The sequence below is a fragment of the Nonlabens sp. Ci31 genome (genome assembly GCF_012974865.1).
In the GTDB taxonomy this organism is placed as follows: domain Bacteria; phylum Bacteroidota; class Bacteroidia; order Flavobacteriales; family Flavobacteriaceae; genus Nonlabens.
Genome location: NZ_CP043633.1, coordinates 2,043,990 through 2,062,394 on the forward strand (window position 1 = coordinate 2,043,990; position 18,405 = coordinate 2,062,394).

The 18,405-nt window shown below is 36.1% G+C and carries 12 protein-coding genes and 2 pseudogenes; 5 read left to right on the forward strand and 9 right to left on the reverse strand.

Features of this window, described 5'->3' with window-relative positions:
- Window positions 1–106: 106 nt before the first annotated feature.
- Window positions 107–778 (reverse strand): haloacid dehalogenase type II, encoded by a 672-nt coding sequence (locus tag F0365_RS09070; RefSeq protein WP_169933406.1) that lies wholly within the window; start codon window positions 776–778, stop codon window positions 107–109.
- 990 nt (window positions 779–1,768) lie between these two features.
- Between F0365_RS09070 and F0365_RS09075 the strand changes: the two genes are divergently transcribed.
- From F0365_RS09075 to uvrA, 4 genes and pseudogenes are all read left to right on the forward strand, one after another.
- Entirely contained in the window at window positions 1,769–2,272 is a 504-nt protein-coding gene (locus tag F0365_RS09075) for a CPBP family intramembrane glutamic endopeptidase (RefSeq protein ID WP_240961579.1), read from the forward strand.
- Between the two features lie 288 nt (window positions 2,273–2,560).
- Window positions 2,561–3,556, forward strand: a complete 996-nt coding sequence (locus F0365_RS09080; RefSeq protein WP_240961583.1) for a lipoate--protein ligase — start codon at window positions 2,561–2,563, stop codon at window positions 3,554–3,556.
- Window positions 3,557–4,161: 605 nt separating this feature from the next.
- Window positions 4,162–4,401 (forward strand): annotated as a pseudogene (locus F0365_RS09085) (transposase); the annotation flags it as partial.
- Window positions 4,402–4,961: 560 nt separating this feature from the next.
- On the forward strand, window positions 4,962–7,499 hold the full coding sequence (uvrA, locus tag F0365_RS09090; protein WP_169933407.1) for an excinuclease ABC subunit UvrA: 2,538 nt from the start codon (window positions 4,962–4,964) through the stop codon (window positions 7,497–7,499).
- A 386-nt stretch (window positions 7,500–7,885) separates the two neighbouring features.
- Here the strand turns inward: uvrA and F0365_RS16800 are convergent, their stop codons facing one another.
- Entirely contained in the window at window positions 7,886–7,972 is an 87-nt protein-coding gene (locus F0365_RS16800) for an aminomethyltransferase beta-barrel domain-containing protein (protein WP_410505482.1), read from the reverse strand.
- An 18-nt stretch (window positions 7,973–7,990) separates the two neighbouring features.
- Between F0365_RS16800 and F0365_RS09095 the strand changes: the two are divergent.
- Window positions 7,991–8,263: pseudogene (locus tag F0365_RS09095) on the forward strand (group II intron reverse transcriptase/maturase); the annotation flags it as partial.
- Between the two features lie 92 nt (window positions 8,264–8,355).
- Here the strand turns inward: F0365_RS09095 and F0365_RS09100 are convergent.
- The 7 genes from F0365_RS09100 to F0365_RS09130 form a co-directional block, all read right to left on the reverse strand.
- Window positions 8,356–9,747 carry a serine hydrolase domain-containing protein gene (locus F0365_RS09100; RefSeq protein WP_169933408.1) on the reverse strand — a complete coding sequence of 464 codons (1,392 nt, stop codon included), beginning with the start codon at window positions 9,745–9,747 and terminating at the stop codon, window positions 8,356–8,358.
- A 1,179-nt stretch (window positions 9,748–10,926) separates the two neighbouring features.
- Window positions 10,927–11,109 carry an MvaI/BcnI family restriction endonuclease gene (locus F0365_RS09105; RefSeq protein ID WP_317169846.1) on the reverse strand — a complete coding sequence of 61 codons (183 nt, stop codon included), beginning with the start codon at window positions 11,107–11,109 and terminating at the stop codon, window positions 10,927–10,929.
- A complete protein-coding gene (locus F0365_RS09110; protein ID WP_169933409.1) occupies window positions 11,106–11,786 on the reverse strand; it encodes a hypothetical protein in 681 nt (226 codons plus the stop codon). Before F0365_RS09110 ends, F0365_RS09105 begins: the two co-directional genes overlap by 4 nt.
- Window positions 11,787–12,069: 283 nt before the next feature.
- Window positions 12,070–12,537 carry a hypothetical protein gene (locus F0365_RS09115; RefSeq protein ID WP_169933410.1) on the reverse strand — a complete coding sequence of 156 codons (468 nt, stop codon included), beginning with the start codon at window positions 12,535–12,537 and terminating at the stop codon, window positions 12,070–12,072.
- A 1,056-nt stretch (window positions 12,538–13,593) separates the two neighbouring features.
- Window positions 13,594–14,532, reverse strand: a complete 939-nt coding sequence (locus F0365_RS09120) for a toll/interleukin-1 receptor domain-containing protein (RefSeq protein ID WP_169933411.1) — start codon at window positions 14,530–14,532, stop codon at window positions 13,594–13,596.
- A gap of 1,058 nt (window positions 14,533–15,590) precedes the next feature.
- Window positions 15,591–16,772, reverse strand: coding sequence for a hypothetical protein (locus tag F0365_RS09125; RefSeq protein ID WP_169933412.1), 1,182 nt, complete (start codon window positions 16,770–16,772; stop codon window positions 15,591–15,593).
- A gap of 940 nt (window positions 16,773–17,712) precedes the next feature.
- The gene (locus tag F0365_RS09130) at window positions 17,713–18,243 is read right to left on the reverse strand and encodes a hypothetical protein (protein ID WP_169933413.1); all 531 of its coding nucleotides are present in this window, start codon (window positions 18,241–18,243) and stop codon (window positions 17,713–17,715) included.
- Between the last annotated feature and the right edge of the window lie 162 nt (window positions 18,244–18,405).

Consider the following 18,405-nt stretch of genomic DNA (forward strand, 5'->3'; position numbering starts at 1 on the left):
ATCTATCTCAGGTGTAATTTTATACATTGTAGTAGGTCTGACTTCTATACTTTCTGGGTATAGACAAGATTTTGTAATCACTAAATTAGAATCAAATTTTCACCTATTAATTCTCAGCCTTAATTATCTGTCGTATCAAATCGAGTAAGTTTAATGCCTTAAAGTCTGGCTGTAAATAATAGGGATGATAAATTTCTTGCTTTCGTTTTATGTAAGCTGTGGTGAGTCCTGCTTTTTTTGCTCCAAACAAATCCCAATCGTGTGTTGCAACCATTACAATATTTTCAGTTTGTAATCCTTCCTGTTTAGCTGCTGAAAGATAAATATCCTTGAAAGGTTTGTAATTCTCGACCTTGTCTGCGGAGTAATAAGAATCAAAAAGGTCCATAATTCCTGCATTAGATAGCTGTTCTTTTATCATTTCTAAAGACGAATTAGAAACAGCAATAACACGAATATCATTGTTTCTTAAAACACGAAGAGCAGGTCGTACATCTTCATAAGCAGGTAACTTTCTAAATGCTCCAAGTATTTCAGCTTTTACCTCGCTACTCAAAGATTTATTGTTCTCGAAAAACAGATTTTCTAAAGCTACAGCTGCTAATTCTCCGAAATTTCTGTATTCGTCCATAATCCCCATGATAGTTGAACTGTGTAATAATTTTGTAAACCAATATTTTAGAATATATTGATCATCAAAGTGCTTATCAAACTGTTCCTTAAGTAAACTCAAGTTTAATAAGGTTTCGTTCATGTCGAAGAATACTGCTTTTTTCATACTATTTTATTTATATATTTTTACCGAATAATTCTGTTTAAAGTATCGTTTCAAGCTTGTTTACAATTTTCTTTGAGTAAGCATAAATGCGGTGTTTTTTTTCAAGAGATGTTGGCTCACGTTTTTAATCGCTATGATTATTCCGTCAATCATTTCTTTTTTCATTTGGTTTCTCGAACTAGTTTTCCATAAAATAAAAACCAGCCTTACTTACTACAAATTCAAAAATGGCTCCTCTTTCTGCGTTTCTTTTGAAATGTCTAAAAGATGAGTTTTCAATTCGTAACCATTCAACTCCGAAAACCCCCTAAATTTTGTAAGATGCTCAAATTTTGATAGTCCTATAATCCAGAATAGAATTAGTTACTGAGTTTTCCAACTGACTAATTAAAGCCATAATCATTTTTCGGCTCGTTCTATTCTTTTGAGAAACCATTTTAATCTATCAGTCAATTTTTTGTCGTCTAGAAGAGTGTTTTATTCCACTTGTCAATTGAAAAAAAAATTCCTTTCGTTTATCCTTTCAATTCTGATGAATATGTTGTTTTCCAGAACCTGTCTTCCAACTAGTAAAGGCATTCTTTTGTTTTATCTCAAATGTCCGTTAAGGCATACTAGTTAAAACGTTTAGTATAAGAATAGTAGCGAATTTCAAGGCTAGAGCCTTTCAATTTAGCACTGGCTTTGTACAAAGATACTCACTTAGATTTTAGTACTAAATCTGCTACTATGCGATATTAAAATTAAATCCGACAAGCATTTATGTCGGTGCTTTAATGATGTGTCCTGCATTGTCTGCTTTTACTACTTTAAAAATTATGAAAAGGCCTATTTCAAGCCTACCTTGGAATTTAAAAAAGTCCAAATATCTCAGATTATTATATGTATTTCCTGTATTATATATAGATAGCTTATGTTTTAATTTGGGCTTTTGGTTTTGGGAATATTCTTAATCAAGATACTACTTCAGAATGGTCTTAAGAATTGGGAATGGAAGAATTCAGTGTTCCAATTATTATATTGTCGATGGTCGTACTTTTGTCAATTGTAGGTGTCGTAAAAAATTTCGGCTCCACTTTGGGCGAAGAAATTGGTTGGCGTGGATTTTTCATTTACGAACTTAGAAAAATATGTTCTTTTGGTGGGGTATCAATAATTAGTGGTTTGATTTGGTCAATTTGGTATTGGCCGATTATTTTACTAACCTACAAAGGAAGTGGCCATGTTATATTCCATATTTCTTCGTTTACTGTAATGGTATTAGGAATGTCTGTTATTTTGGATTATTATAATTTTAAGTCAAATAGTTTATGGCCTTTGGCACTTTTTCATTCGGTTCATAATATATTCATACAAAAGATATTCACTACGCTAACTTCGACAAACGAGAGCACTACTTTTTGGATAGATGAATACGGAATGATGCTTCCAATTATCACCACAATTTTTGCGATGTACTTTTGGCGAAAGCTAAGGCTGAAAATCTGCAACTAAATTTTGAAACTTCACTAAAGTTGGTTTTCGAACCATGGTGGTCAATATATAATTACGTATTTTAGAGTCCATAAATAGGGCGTATAATGGACATATTTAATGCGTATGGTTTGTTAGAATTTGTAGAGCAGTTTAAAACAAATAAAAATAGCAAAGAGTATCTAGCATAAATTATACGGCAAGAGGCTGATAGAGCTGTAAGTGTTCAAAAAAGGCCTATCAAACTCCTAAATTTTTTACTGTAACCTATACCTCTAATTTTTTTGATTCCTTTTAAATCTTATTTTCATGGCCATGTTTTGTATAGATAGTGAGAGTCTTGATCCTTATTTTAACCAAGCGGTAGAGGAGTACTTCCTTAAGAATTTTGATGATAATATTTTCATGCTGTGGCGGAATAACAATGCTATTATCGTAGGTAAACATCAAAATACTCTTGCCGAGATCAACGTAAAACATGTAAAAGATCGAGGGATAAAAGTAGTAAGACGCCTTACAGGTGGTGGAGCTGTTTTTCATGATTTGGGAAACATCAACTATACCTTTATAATGGGCTATGGCGAGAAAGGAGCAAAAGTAGATTTTAAAAAATACAATCAGCCTATTATTGATGTTTTAGCGGGATTGGGAGTAAAGGCTCATTTTTCTGGAAGAAACGACATCCTAATTGATGACCAAAAGTTTTCGGGCAATGCAGAACACATCTATCATCAAAAGCAAAGAGTTTTACATCATGGTACGTTGCTTTACGCCTCAGAGATTCAGGATATATCGGATGCCCTGAATGTAAACCCCTTAAAGTTTGAAGGGAAAGCTCGAAAGTCGGTAAGTAGTAGGGTGACAAATATTTCTAGCCATCTAAAAGATGATATGGGCGTAGACCAGTTTCGCCAAAAGGTGATGAACCACATTACGGAAATGTACCCTGATGCTATCCTTTACCAATTAACTGTAAATGATAAAGCCGCTATTCAAAAATTAGCAGATGAAAAGTACAGCACCTGGGCATGGAACTATGGCTACTCTCCCAAGTATGGTTTAAAGAAAGGAGTAAAAACAAACGGAGGGCACGTGGAGGTGCACCTTAATGTGTATAAAGGGGTAATTACTGAACTCGAAATTTTTGGTGATTTCTTCGTCAACCGTGACATAGACGAAGTAAAACAAGCTTTGATAGGATTGGAGCACCGCCAGGAAACCGTATTAGATAAATTAAAGGAAATCAAAAGTAGCGAGTATTTCAATAATATTTCTGAGGAGGAGTTGGTAGTAGCGTTCTTTTGAGCGGTGCGTACTATTTGAAAATGCAATGTTGTTGAACAAACTTTTTTGTGGATTCAACGGGAATTTTAGTACCTAATGGATACAGACATCATTCTGTATTCATGGAGCCATCGTTTATGAACGTAATTTTGAATCTGCTGTATTTGTTAAAGATAAAATGGGTGGAACGCATTCAAGGATTAATAAGCTATAGAATTAGATGATTTATAAGTGGAGCTCTTGGTATTCCATAGTTGGTTCTCCTCTATTATTCTTATCATTTCTACTCCGGCAGTGGTTCTTTTGGCTCAATCTAAATTTTTAAATCCCTTACCTTGTATTATTTGCCATTTAGTCATTCTATGGTCTTGTTATACTATATCATTGAGGTATTTAGATCACCTTTCAAATTAGTGGATGGGAAAAGAGGAATAGTATTCGACAAAAGCATACCATATTTTAATCGATGTTCTAACCTATAGACACCTGCTTATTCAGCCACGGTTAGAAATGGTAAACCAATTAGATATTCCTTTTGCTTGTAACTTCTTCCATTCAAAAGGAAATTAAAGAATACATTTTTGCTTCATTTATGCAGTCCTGCATTCAAGTCATAACTGCACCATATCCTAAAAAAAGCTTACAAAAATAAACCCTTGACCCGTTGGGAAAGGAAATTCAATAAACTCATAAGAAAAACTAGGTTCAAGGTAAAGCGTACTTTTGGGGGAATAAAAAGATGGTTCAATGGAGGATTGGCAAGATACCGAGGGATGGCAAAAATGCATACCCAAAACCTGATGGAGGCCATATCCTATAATTTATACCGTAGTCCAGGGATAATTGCGTCCAATCGTAAAAATTAAGGGATAAACATCAAGAAAATGACTAACAAAGACAATAAATAGAGAAAAAAATAAGGTTTTCGACAAAAAACTAAGCGAAAATCCATCTGAATAATGGTGTAATTAAATTATTGAATTTTGCAATGGTCTTTGTATTTTTATATGATGTCGGTGTTTTGCAAAAGTCTATAGTTCTTAACTACTAGTAATTTGATTCTGAGGCTTTAAAATAGCTCATGCTAATCTTAAAATAATTTAATAATTCGTCCTTAAAAAGTTATATTTCACTTGATCCCACCTAGGTTTATACGCCTTAAATCTAAACTCCAATAATAAGTTAAGTAGGGTTTGATTTCCAATTTAACTGAAGAAGTTAGGTCAATTTAGATTGCTTCCGCTTTTTCTAACCAATGTAGCAAGACTAGCATAACTGGATAGCTAAGATGCAGTTTCAAATTTTGAAAAACCATCAGTCATCATATACACTTCTCTAAAACGGACAATTAATAATTAGAATATAATAACTTTGGACTTAAGATCTAACAACAAGGTCTTGGTATATTTTTTCAACAAATGTGAGCATGGGACAATCTAATGAAAATAAGAAACAAAAACAGGGCTTCGTAGCTATACACGGAGCACGGCAACATAATCTTAAAAATGTAACTTTAGAAATCCCCCGCGATGCATTGGTAGTATTTACTGGGGTTTCAGGATCAGGTAAGTCCTCGCTTGCATTTGGTACTCTGTATGCCGAAGCTGAGCGGAGGTATCTTGAATCTGTATCGCCCTACGCCCGCCGACTTTTCCATCAAATGCCTATCCCAGAAGTCGACAAGATCGAAGGTCTACCTCCAGCCGTTGCTCTACAGCAGCAACGAGGCTCTGGCACTACGCGATCCTCGGTTGGCTCTGTGACTACATTATCTAACTTGTTACGCATGTTATATTCCCGTGCTGGTGATTATCCTGAAGGACAGTCTCTTTTATATGCCGATTCATTTTCAACCAATACACCAGAAGGAGTTTGCCCTAAATGTCATGGATTGGGTAAAATTCACCAAGTCACTGAAAAAAGCATGGTCCCCGATGATTCCTTAACGATAAGAGAAAAAGCCATAGCGGCATGGCCCCCAGCTTGGCAAGGTAAAAACCTTCGCGACATTTTGACCACTCTCGGCTACGATGTAGATATCCCTTGGAAAGATCTTCCCAAAAAAGACCGCGACTGGATCTTATTTACAAACGAACGTCCACAGGTACCCGTATATCGTGACTTAAGCCTAGGCGACGTAAAACTTGCCATCAAAAATAAAATTGAACCTAGTTACAAAGGCACGTATAAGGGTGCGAAAAGACATGTTCTGCACACTTTTGCAAATACGCAAAGTACTTTGATGAAAAAACGGGTGTCGCAATACATGATAAGCAGCGAATGCCCCTCCTGTAAAGGTAAACGTTTACGTAGCGAATCGCTTTCTGTGACTTTTGCTGGTTATGATATTGCCGATATTTCGAGATTACCTCTAGAGAAATTGCTTTCTATTTTCGCTCCTTATGGCGATGGCACGGCGCCGGCTTTGCTTAAATTAACCAAACAGCATCAGGAAAAAGCAATGGTAGCTCAAAGAATCGCCGAAGATCTAGTGGCGAGAGTAGAAGTTCTATTGGAATTGGGCTTGGGTTATTTATCCTTGGAGCGCAGCACACCTTCTCTTTCTCCTGGGGAACATCAGCGGTTAAGACTAGCGACACAAGTGCGTAGTAATTTGTTTGGGGTGGTGTATGTATTAGACGAACCTTCTGCAGGATTGCACCCCGCTGACACCGAAGCTTTACTAAAAACTTTAGATAGATTAAAAGCTTCTGGTAATTCACTGTTTGTCGTTGAACATGAGTTAGATGTGATTCGCCATGCCGACTGGATTGTTGATGTAGGTCCAGATGCTGGCGAAGGTGGTGGTGAAATTTTATACAGCGGGCCACCGTCTGGTTTAAAAAACAGTAAACGGTCCAAAACCAGAGAACATCTTTTTAATGATCTGCCTTTTAAAAAAACCACACCCCGAAAACCTAGTGGCTGGTTGAAATTAAGTGGAGTAACCAGAAATAATTTAACAGATCTTGAAGTGTCGTTTCCTTTAGGAGTGCTAATGAGTGTCACTGGAGTTTCAGGCTCAGGTAAAAGCAGCTTAGTTAGTCAAGTATTAGTTGAATTAATCTCAACAAAATTAGGAAAGGGCCTTTTTAAGGAAGAAGACGAAGAGGATTTACAAAAAGACACCATTGAGACGCTAGGGGGAGAAATCACCTCGGGTTCAGAAGGTATCAAACGTATGGTGGTGGTCAATCAGAAACCCATTGGGAGGACACCGCGCTCTAATCTGGCCACCTATACTGGCTTGTTTGATGTTGTACGGAAATTATTTGCTTCAACAAAATTAGCAAAAGCACGCCATTATAATGCCGGTCGCTTTTCATTTAATGTAGGTAAGGGTCGATGTCCCAATTGTGATGGTGAGGGTTTTGTGATGGTTGAACTGCTATTCTTACCAAGTGTGTATGCGCCCTGCCCTGTTTGTGAAGGAGCGCGGTATAATCCCGAAACCTTAGAAGTTACATATCACGAAAAGAATATCAACCAAGTTCTGGACATGACCGTAGATAAAGCAGCCGTATTTTTTGAAAAAGAAGACCGAGTAAGTCGCCCCCTTAAGGTGTTGCAGGAAGTAGGTTTGGGTTATTTACGTTTGGGCCAGCCAGCAACTGAGCTTTCCGGCGGGGAAGCACAGCGTATTAAACTTGCTAAGGAACTACAGCGACTCAGCCGCGGGAATACACTTTATATTTTAGACGAACCCACTACGGGCTTACACCCAACAGATGTAGAAAAATTACAACTCCAATTGGCAAGATTGGTGGATGCTGGCAATACTGTAATTGTAGTTGAGCACGATATGCAGGTAGTGGCTGGTAGTGATTGGGTTATCGACATAGGTCCTGGAGCAGGAAAAGAAGGCGGAAAAGTGGTAGCAGAAGGCACTCCAAACGAAGTTGCCAAAAACGAACTCAGTAAAACCGCAATTTATTTATCAAAAACATTAAACGGTCACCAATAATTATAAAGAATAGTTTACAAACTAAGGATTTATTATATTTTTCAGCACTGGAAAAAGACTTTGAATGGACCATAGATTTACAGTTACAAAACGCAAAACGAGCAAAAAAATGAGATAACCAAATCATTTAACCATTACAAGGTATACACAAACCTAAACGTGACAAATCTAGGTTGAATGAAGGTTTCTGAACGGAATACAAAAATATTATGTCGGGATTTTCTGTCCATCGAGCGCTGCGATAGCATGGTGGAAGGATTAGCTAGATAACTTACTACGTCTGCTTTATCCTTAAAATAGACCAGAGCATGTAATTCCTGCAATACTAAAGATGTGGCAGAACAGAGAAATAATAGAATAAAGACACCTTGCTTCATGTTACTAATTTAAGCAATTACACCCGATCCTAAACACTCACTACCGTGATACCATGCGGCGAACTGGCCAGCAGAAATACAGGTGACCCCAATTATCGGTTAACAAACAGTTATACAAAGCTTAAAAAGCTAGATGAATGGCTGCGCAACCGTCTGCGATACTGCATCTGGCATCATTGGAAGAAAGCAGACAGGAAACGCAAGAATTTAATATGTTTAGGAATAGAAAAAGGTCAGGCGTATGCTTGGAGTAGAACCCGAATGGGAGGCTGGGCAGTAGCTCAAAGCCCTATACTAGGTACTACAATCACCCTATCTAGATTAAAACGAAAAGGCTACAAACCTATGATAGGTTATCTGAATAGAACGCAAACTTCGATTTTTTGAACCGCCGTATACGAGACCCGTATGTACGGTGGTGTGAGAGGCGCACTGGCAGTTATTTCACTGTCAGCCGTCTACTCGATTATGTGCAGGATTTACTTCACGGACTTTAATATATAGTTCGGTATCATTTCGTTTGGCGGTGTACTTTTACCATACAATTGATAAGAATTATAGTTTCCACCAGTAAATACTGTAATCATATCGAGTTCAGGCCAAATATTAATTTTTTGTCCGCCGTTTCCCGAAGCTAAATATGAGTTATAAGTTCGTCCGTCAACTATAAAATATTTATGTTCCCAAAGATAGCCGTAATCTCCTTTGTCCATATTAAATGTTTTATCAATCCAACTTTTTGATATTATTTGATTTCCATTCCACTTACCACCATCTTTAAATAATTTTGCTAATTTAATCAAGTCTCTTGGTGTAAAATACGTTTGACTAAAATCGTCACTACTCGTTTGATTTGGTTCAAAAGTCCATTTGTAGTTTGAAATGTTTAAAGGTTCAAAAAGATTTTCTTTTGCAAAATCCTCAATTTTCTTGTCTGTTGCTATTTCAACTAAACTGCCTAAAGTCAAAGCGCAACCTGTACAATAAGATGATGATATACCCGGTTCTCCAAAAATTGGTAAATCGAGCGTGTATTTTACCCAATCTTTACTTTGCATCATTTTTGATTCATTTCCTTTACTTTCAGGATTATTGTTTTCACAATCCATTCCGTGTCGATACATTAAGAAATTTTCTATTGTAATTTCTTTTTTTCTTTTGTCTAAATTGGCGATATCTGGATATATAGAATTAAAATAGGGTAGTAGTCCATCTTTTTCACTTTTTATAAATCCTTGGTCAACCGCTATTCCAAGAATTCCGCCAATGAAAGGTTTTGTGGCAGACCTTAATTGATGTGGTGTATTTTCATCATAACCGTAAAAATATTCCTCAAGTACTAATTTATTGTTTTTATAAATCAAGATGCTATGTACATCGGGAAAATTACCCTCAATGGTTTCTTTGACCATATCGACTATAAGTTTGGGGTTTTTGAATTCTTCATCCAAATTGCCTGTTGCAAGTCCGTCATCAGTTTCTGTAGGTTTCTTATACTCGTAATTTTCTGGTTTATCGAAAAGTTCTTTTCTCGGAAACATATTCGATTTATCAATGTCTTTTGTTAGTAACTTGAATTCTTGACCGTCAGATTTATAGCTAATTACTTTCTTTGAGTTGTCCCTCTCAAAAATCACAGAACTTCCTTGCATATCTGTAAAACTGTCTATAGCAATAAATTTCAAAGGATATTTCGCATTATCTATTACTGCATAAAGCGTTGTGTCCATCGCTGATGCTTTAAGTTCTAATGTCGTATTATCAACATATTCGTATTTTCCTTCGTAGTCGAAAAGACTTTCGTATTCAGATTTCTCTTTCGTTGACGAACAACCGATAAGTAAAGGAATTATTAAAAGTATTTTCTTCATTTGAATTCTGTTTTTGGATAAGCAGGATTTTTATTCAGCTTGCACATAACGTTGATGTGTATGAGCCGTTGCGTGTTAAAGCACAAGACATTAAAAGTACAAAACTCCGCTGGAAAATTCCCAAGAATTTTCCAGATAGGCACAGACCCAGCAATGGCTTATACACGGTGTGTGTGCCCAGTATGGGCATCTTTACCTTACTGTAAAGTAAGTTATTAATTTATAGGGTGCAAGACATCAGAAGGGGAACCCTTTATCCCTTTCTTCGTGGATGCGCTGGAGTAACATCTGGAAGCATTAGTAAGTCGCAAGGGTGGTAATCGTGAGGTTACATCTGAAGAAAGCGAGACTACAAAACTCGGTACTGACCCTTCGGCTACGCTCAGGATAAACCAAGCAGAAACCGTATACAGAGGCATATTTACTTGGGTAAGCAAGCACATCATTGTAACGCCCTAAGAGTACCAAAAGGGTAACAATACACAAAGCACATAGCTTTAAGGTTTTTTTAATCTTTCTTTTCCCCTTTCTCTTCGTTAAAATGTTAAACCGTAGCTACACTACGATTGAAAATTTTGCCTTGATAAAGGAAAAAATAAATTCCTAAAAATTCCCGAAAAGCTACATCCATTGAGTATGTGTAGATACGGCAGGAATTGAGTGAAAGAAGATGCCATTACCTGGAGGACGGAGCGTCAAAAAATGATTTGGTAAATCATTTTAGCGAACGGGCCAGCAGGCGCAGGGGATAACCACGAGTTGGTATAATGGAGAAGTCAGCAGAAGTCATAGTACCTACAGGAAACGAGTTGCCATCAGATAGGCATAGGTCTCACCAGTAGGGAAGGACGGAACGTAATTCTCTTCAAAATTCGCATAGGAGCACAAGTTGTAGCCTATGCTTAAATTAGGGGATAGTATCAAGGGTGAAAAGAGCTTTGGTGTGATGAATTACGAACCGCCGTACCTGCCTGCCGGCAGGCAGGTACGAGACCCGTATGTACGGTGGTGTGAGAGGCGCACTGGCAGTTATTTCACTGTCAGCCGTCTACTCGATTACCTGGCAGGCTTTGTTCCACAAACTTGCTAGCGTTGGCAAAGACATACTCTTTTACAGTTTTGGTGAAGCGTGGATGGCGTGACTGGAAATGTGTATGGCTTTAAGCGTTGGCAATTCCACTATGTCATTAAATTGTAACTTTCACTTGGCGGAAACAGTAATTCAATCCCTTTCGGCTTAATTTTAAATAATGGACCTTTTTCAACAACCTTTCCTTTTGAGTTTCGCTTAATTAAATGGTCAAGCGTAATTATTCCTTGTTCAATTAGTAAGTCAAATTGAGAAGTTATTGGCTTTTTTATATTCTCATTATGTTATCTACCTTACTTTGAATATTATCAATACTCTCAAAAAATGGAATTATTTCAGGTTCTATCCATTCTATAAGCTGATATAGTTTTGTTCTTATGTTTAGAACTTCATTGCAATCAATATTATTTCCATTGAAACATAGAGGTTCGCAGTGGTTAACTCTATTTCTAAAATTTCGTATGTCGTCTAATTTAGAATAAATACTTGCCCTATCTTCTGTAGTTGGTTTATTCACAAATATATGAATTGGTTGACCTGCAATAAGAGAATAGTGGTGTCCAAGAAATAATGCTATCCAGAAACCAAAAGTTTGGTCAGATATTATTTTTCCACTTGTAATAGGAATTCCTCTTCTTGTCAATTTATCTTCTGTCTTTTGAACAGAACGTTTTAAGAAAAAGTTTGAATGACGTAATGAGTTGTTTCTCATAAAACCATGTTTTTGATTAATAATCCAATCGGTATCAACATAATGGCTAGAAAGTTGAATATTTAAACTATTTCTCAAAACAACTTCAAATTGAGTTAAGATAGGATGTGTGGCTTGTGCTAATCTTATATTAGCATTATATAATCTTTTGGCTCGATTCTTGTCATTGCCAGTCGCATTCAGATATCTATTATGTCGTGGTCTCGATAAATATTTATTTCTTAATTCATTTCTCATATATTGTGTAATATCGGAAATTTATTTGTATATTTGTTTCATACAGACTTGTTAAAGCCTCTTCCTTTATTGGAACGTAATCAAGTAGAAGATTTAAAAAGGAATTCTTAATTGAGTTCCTTTTTTTGTTTTCAGCTTGTTGCTAACGTTGTTGTGTATGGTTAGTTGCGTGGTTAAGCAACTAATTTAGTAAACAAATACTTGCCAGAGAAAATTCCGAAGGAATTTTCCAAATAAGCACTTGCCAAAGCAATTAATTATACATGGTGTTGTGGTGTTGTTTTTATTTTCCATCCCAGTTTTTCATTTCAGTTTGATATTTTTCTCTATCGGTCGAGTGGATTCCGAATATTGTAATTCCGCTGTCAAATATTTTAACGTCAAATTCACGTTTTATTAAATATCGGTCATCCAAATCATTTGACAGATAAACAAATCCAAAAAATAAAACTCCGAATCCTATCCAAAATATTTTGGCTATTCGTTTCGGAATATTGATTTTCCAAATTCGGTTTATAAACAATGTTATAATTAACCAAAACACAAAATAAGTCAACAAATTAATTATCATTTCAGTCAGAAAATATTGAGTTGACAAAGATGTGTGGAATCCTTCGCATTTATAAATCATCGGAAATCCATAAAAGAAAACATCCTTTGCGTCAATTGCTATTCCGTACGACCATTTTGTTATAATTCCGAAAGAAATTAAAGTCAAAGGTAGAGTCAATCGCAATATTAATTTTTTCATTTATTCAATTCAAAAGTGTGAGTGGTAAATGCACCACAACGTGATGTGTATGGTTAGTTGCGTGGTTAAGCAACTAATTTAGTAAACAAATACGGACTAGAGAAAATTCCAGCGGAATTTTCCAGATAAGCACTTGCCAAAGCAATAAATTATACACGGTGTGTGTGCCCAGTATGGGCATCTTTACCTTACAGTAAAGTAAGTTATTAATTTATAGGGTGCAAGACATCAGAAAGGGAACCCTTTATCCCTTTCTTCGTGGATGCGCTGGAGTAACATTTGGAAGCATTAGTAAGTCGCAAGGGTGGTAATCGTGAGGTTACATCTGAAGAAAGCGAGACTACAAAACTCGGTACTGACCCTTCGGCTACGCTCAGGATAAACCAAGCAGAAACCGTATACAGAGGCATATTTACTTGGGTAAGCAAGCACATCATTGTAACGCCCTAAGAGTACCAAAAGGGTAACAATACACAAAGCACATAGCTTTAAGGTTTTTTTAATCTTTCTTTTCCCCTTTCTCTTCGTTAAAATGTTAAACCGTAGCTACACTACGATTGAAAATTTTGCCTTGATAAAGGAAAAAATAAATTCCTAAAAATTCCCGAAAAGCTACATCCATTGAGTATGTGTAGATACGGCAGGAATTGAGTGAAAGAAGATGCCATTACCTGGAGGACGGAGCGTTAAAAAATGATTTGGTAAATCATTTTAGCCAACGGGCCAGCAGGCGCAGGGGATAACCACGAGTTGGTATAATGGAGAAGTCAGCAGAAGTCATAGTACTTAAGGGAAACGAGGTAGGAAAAACCTACAGGTCTCACAATTGAGGAAGGACGGAACGTAATTCTCTTCAAAATTCGCATAGGAGCACAAGTTGTAGCCTATGCTTAAATTAGGGGATAGTATCAAGGCTGAAAAGAGCTTTGGTGTGATGAATTACGAACCGCCGTACCTGCCTGCCGGCAGGCAGGTACGAGACCCGTATGTACGGTGGTGTGAGAGGCGCACTCTGGCTATTTTAGTCAGAGCCGTCTACTCGATTAGCGGTAGTTTTTATGCAGCTAGAGCATAATTATTTTCGCCAGCTTTTAGGATTTTGTCTTTAGGGTCAAAGTCAAAATTATTTACAAATCTGATTATATTTTCTTTCAAATCAATTTCAACTTGGTATAAAATTCCGGCATTTAAAAATATCTCATCGCGGGATTTCTTATCGATTGCAATTTTCAAGTCGTCAATTCTGAATCCAGCAAAATGACCGTAACTTGAAAATGGCAAATCTGTTCGAATTTCAAATCTTTTTCCTTTTTTGCAATTTATTAGCGGTTTTAAACTCGCAGGCAATAAAAATGGTCGCAATTCTTCAATATTTGATATAGAGTCATCTTGTTCAAATATAATTTTTTGGTATTTGAATTTTGATTCCGCTGAATTAAACCCAATTAGTTCATAATTTCCACGATGAATGGTAGCTGAATTCTCTTTAATGATTGGTTGTGATGACTTAATTGATTTTATAATCTCTTCTTTTTCAACTTCATTAAAAGCTTTAGCGTTATTTTGAATTGCCCTAACTAGTTTTAGAAATACTGCATCAAAACCGTCCGAGATAAATTTTATTTTTCTACCGTCATCTGTTGGTAAAACAACTTCTTTCGATAAATCAGCGTAAAGAATATCCTTTAATTCTTCTGGAATTTCACAGTTTCGATACTTGATTGGAATTATTTTTTGCATCAATCCTGTACGAGTATTACCAAGAGCCTTTTTAAGTTCAAATTTGACCCAATCGGACTTTATTGAACTCGGTGATAAAATGATTACAAGGTGTGAAGACGTATCCAGAGCGTAATCTAATCTTGATACTAAATTGTCACCTAAATCAAGTTGGTCTTCGTCAAACCAAATCTCAATACTATTTTCTACTAAAGCATCTTTTAACATTCTCACAAATTTCTTGTCGGTACTACTATGTGATATAAATACTTTCATTAATCAAGATTATTGTTGTTTTTAAAATTACCGCTAACGTGATGTGTATGGTTAGTTGCGCGAATAAGCAACTAATTTAGTAAACAAATACGGACTGTAGGATATTCCGAAGGAATATTTCAGATAAGCACTTACCCAAGCAATTAATTATACACCGTGTGTGTGCCCAGTATGGGCATCTTTACCTTACTGTAAAGTAAGTTATTAATTTATAGGGTGCAAGACATCAGAAAGGGAACCCTTTATCCCTTTCTTCGTGGATGCGCTGGAGTAACATCTGGAAGCATTAGTAAGTCGCAAGGGTGGTAATCGTGAGGTTACATCTGAAGAAAGCGAGACTACAAAACTCGGTACTGACCCTTCAGCTACGCTCAGGATAAACCAAGCAGAAACCGTATACAGAGGCATATTTACTTGGGTAAGCAAGCACATCATTGTAACGCCCTAAGAGTACCAAAAGGGTAACGATACACAAAGCACATAGCTTTAAGGTTTTTTTAATCTTTCTTTTCCCCTTTCTCTTCGTTAAAATGTTAAACCGTAGCTACACTACGATTGAAAATTTTGCCTTGATAAAGGAAAAAATAAATTCCTAAAAATTCCCGAAAAGCTACATCCATTGAGTATGTGTAGATACGGCAGGAATTGAGTGAAAGAAGATGCCATTACCTGGAGGACGGAGCGTCAAAAAATGATTTGGTAAATCATTTTAGCGAACGGGCCAGCAGGCGCAGGGGATAACCACGAGTTGGTATAATGGAGAAGTCAGCAGAAGTCATATTACTTAAGGGAAACGAGGTAGGAAAAACCTACAGGTCTCACAATTGAGGAAGGACGGAACGTAATTCTCTTCAAAATTCGCATAGGAGCACAAGTTGTAGCCTATGCTTAAATTAGGGGATAGTATCAAGGGTGAAAAGAGCTTTGGTTTGATGAATTACGAACCGCCGTACCTGCCTGCCGGCAGGCAGGTACGAGACCCGTATGTACGGTGGTGTGAGAGGCGCACTGGCAGTTATTTCACTGTCAGCCGTCTACTCGATTGTAGCACGTTATTGTTATTCATCTCTATATTTTAATTCAGGTAAATCTTTTGAAATTTCGTTATATTTAGTATCATTCATTATACTATCTCGTACTTTTTGTAACTGTTCAATTATTTGTCTTGGAACGTTATATTTTATTCCAAAACTTTTTCTTATTTCGGTATCTGTATGTTTGTCATATTCTTCCCAATCAATTTCTGGTGTGTTAATTAGGTCTATTTGTTCCTTTAGTATTTCTATAAGTTCCTTTGATTCATTTGAGTTAATATCATAAAGTTCAAGTTGTCTTAAAATATCTTTTGGAAAAGCATATCGCCAATTATCAATAGAATTTCTTCTAAAATATCGGCCATTTTCTTTAAAGTTCTTAATCACAATTTTTTGAAGAATGATTGTATCTAAAGATACTTTATTGTCTTTTGAAAACGTTGATTTTAAATTAATCACTTGTTCGGTTGAGCTTTCAGTACTCCATTTTTTTAGTGTGGCTATTGTGTTTTCTTGATATTTAATTCCGTATTCAGATTTGGCTTTATTTACTTGTTGGTCAATATAATTATAATCCGATTCAAATTTTTTGTAGTAAGCTGTATTTAAAATTTCTTGATTAATTGATGTTGTAGTTTTTAATGTAAAGGTTATTGCAATACAAATTAAGAATGAAAAGAATATCCATTTTGTAGAACGATAAATTAGTCTAACTATAAACCAATTTTGAGCAAAAACTACTATTGGAATTAGAACAAATAAAAGCCAATAATCTTCGAATAAATTTAATTGATTATCATAACCAGGCATTCCATATAAAACAAAAGGAACAACTGAACCAAATCGAGCAATCATCATTAAAATAAGCCAAAAAGTAAAGAGAATATTCGTCCGTGATAATTGTTTGTAAATTTTGTCTTTTTTCCTTTTATGATTATTATTTGTCATCCAAATTGAAACAGTAATTGAAAGACCTAAAACTGTTGCAAGTGATGAAAAGAAGTAATTATAAAACTGTAATTCGGATTTCTCTAAAATGAGTAAATCAGCAGATAAAGTTGTTAAAAATCGAAATAATTCCCTAAAGTAATTGAAAGTTAGCGAAATTATAATCGCAGAAAACAGACCTGAAATTATTCCAATACAAAATCTTTGTTTCCCAATGTTTTGAATTGATATTTTTTCTTTCCTAAATTTTCCTGTCATTTACGGATTTTGTTTTAATGTGCCACAACGGCAACTGTATGGTGCGTATCCCGCAGGGTATGCACTATACAGAATGTGTGTGCCCAGTATGGGCATCTTTACCTTACTGTAAAGTAAGTTATTAATCTATAGGGTGCAAGACATCAGAAAGGGAACCCTTTATCCCTTTCTTCGTGGATGCGCTGGAGTAACGTCTGGAAGCATTAGTAAGTCGCAAGGGTGGTAATCGTGAGGTTACATCTGAAGAAAGCGAGACTACAAAACTCGGTACTGACCCTTCAGCTACGCTCAGGATAAACCAAGCAGAAACCGTATACAGAGGCATATTTACTTGGGTAAGCAAGCACATCATTGTAACGCCCTAAGAGTACCAAAAGGGTAACAATACACAAAGCACATAGCTTTAAGGTTTTTTTAATCTTTCTTTTCCCCTTTCTCTTCGTTAAAATGTTAAACCGTAGCTACACTACGATTGAAAATTTTGCCTTGATAAAGGAAAAAATAAATTCCTAAAAATTCCCGAAAAGCTACATCCATTGAGTATGTGTAGATACGGCAGGAATTGAGTGAAAGAAGATGCCATTACCTGGAGGACGGAGCGTCAAAAAATGATTTGGTAAATCATTTTAGCGAACGGGCCAGCAGGCGCAGGGGATAACCACGAGTTGGTATAATGGAGAAGTCAGCAGAAGTCATATTACTTAAGGGAAACGAGGTAGGAAAAACCTACAGGTCTCACAATTGAGGAAGGACGGAACGTAATTCTCTTCAAAATTCGCATAGGAGCACAAGTTGTAGCCTATGCTTAAATTAGGGGATAGTATCAAGGGTGAAAAGAGCTTTGGTTTGATGAATTACGAACCGCCGTACCTGCCTGCCGGCAGGCAGGTACGAGACCCGTATGTACGTTGGTGTGAGAGGCGCACTCTGGCTATTTTAGTCAGAGCCGTCTACTCGATTGTAAAACGTTTTTATCCGCTAACTCTCTTTCGTAATTACTTCTAAATCCGATATAAGTTATTTCTTTGATATTGATTATTTTATTTTCAATCCATTCAGCATCTTCATCAAGCAATTTTAGTTCAACTTTTTTTTCTGTCAGATTCTCAATCTTACCAACATAATAGGACTTGTCGTCGGATTCCGTATATATCGCTATCAACTTATCGCTTTTTAATTCTGACAAACACTCAAGCATATTGTTCATTTTTTCTAATCTCAATTCATTTATTAAATCGTCAGAATTGTCATTCTCTATTTCGCCCAATTCTTCTTCATCCCATTCACGATATTTATCAATTTCGTAATTCCTAACTATTGCATAACCCTCAAATTCGTTGGTTTCGTCATTAAAGCAAACAAAAATGAAAATTTCATCATTAGATTTTAAACCAATTCCAGAATATAGTTTATCTCGATTTGGTGCTAAATCAATGTGGATTGGAATTCTATTTTTGATAGTTTCTTGCAATTTTCGTCAAATGTTTTACAACGCTAGGCTATGCGTAGTTTGGGATTTGAAAAGCGGAGTTTTCAAATTTGCACCTAGCCAAGAGTTTATATTTTGTTTTTAATTTATTCACTTTAAATACCAAATTAAAGTATTGGCGGACTTAATTATATGTACGGACCT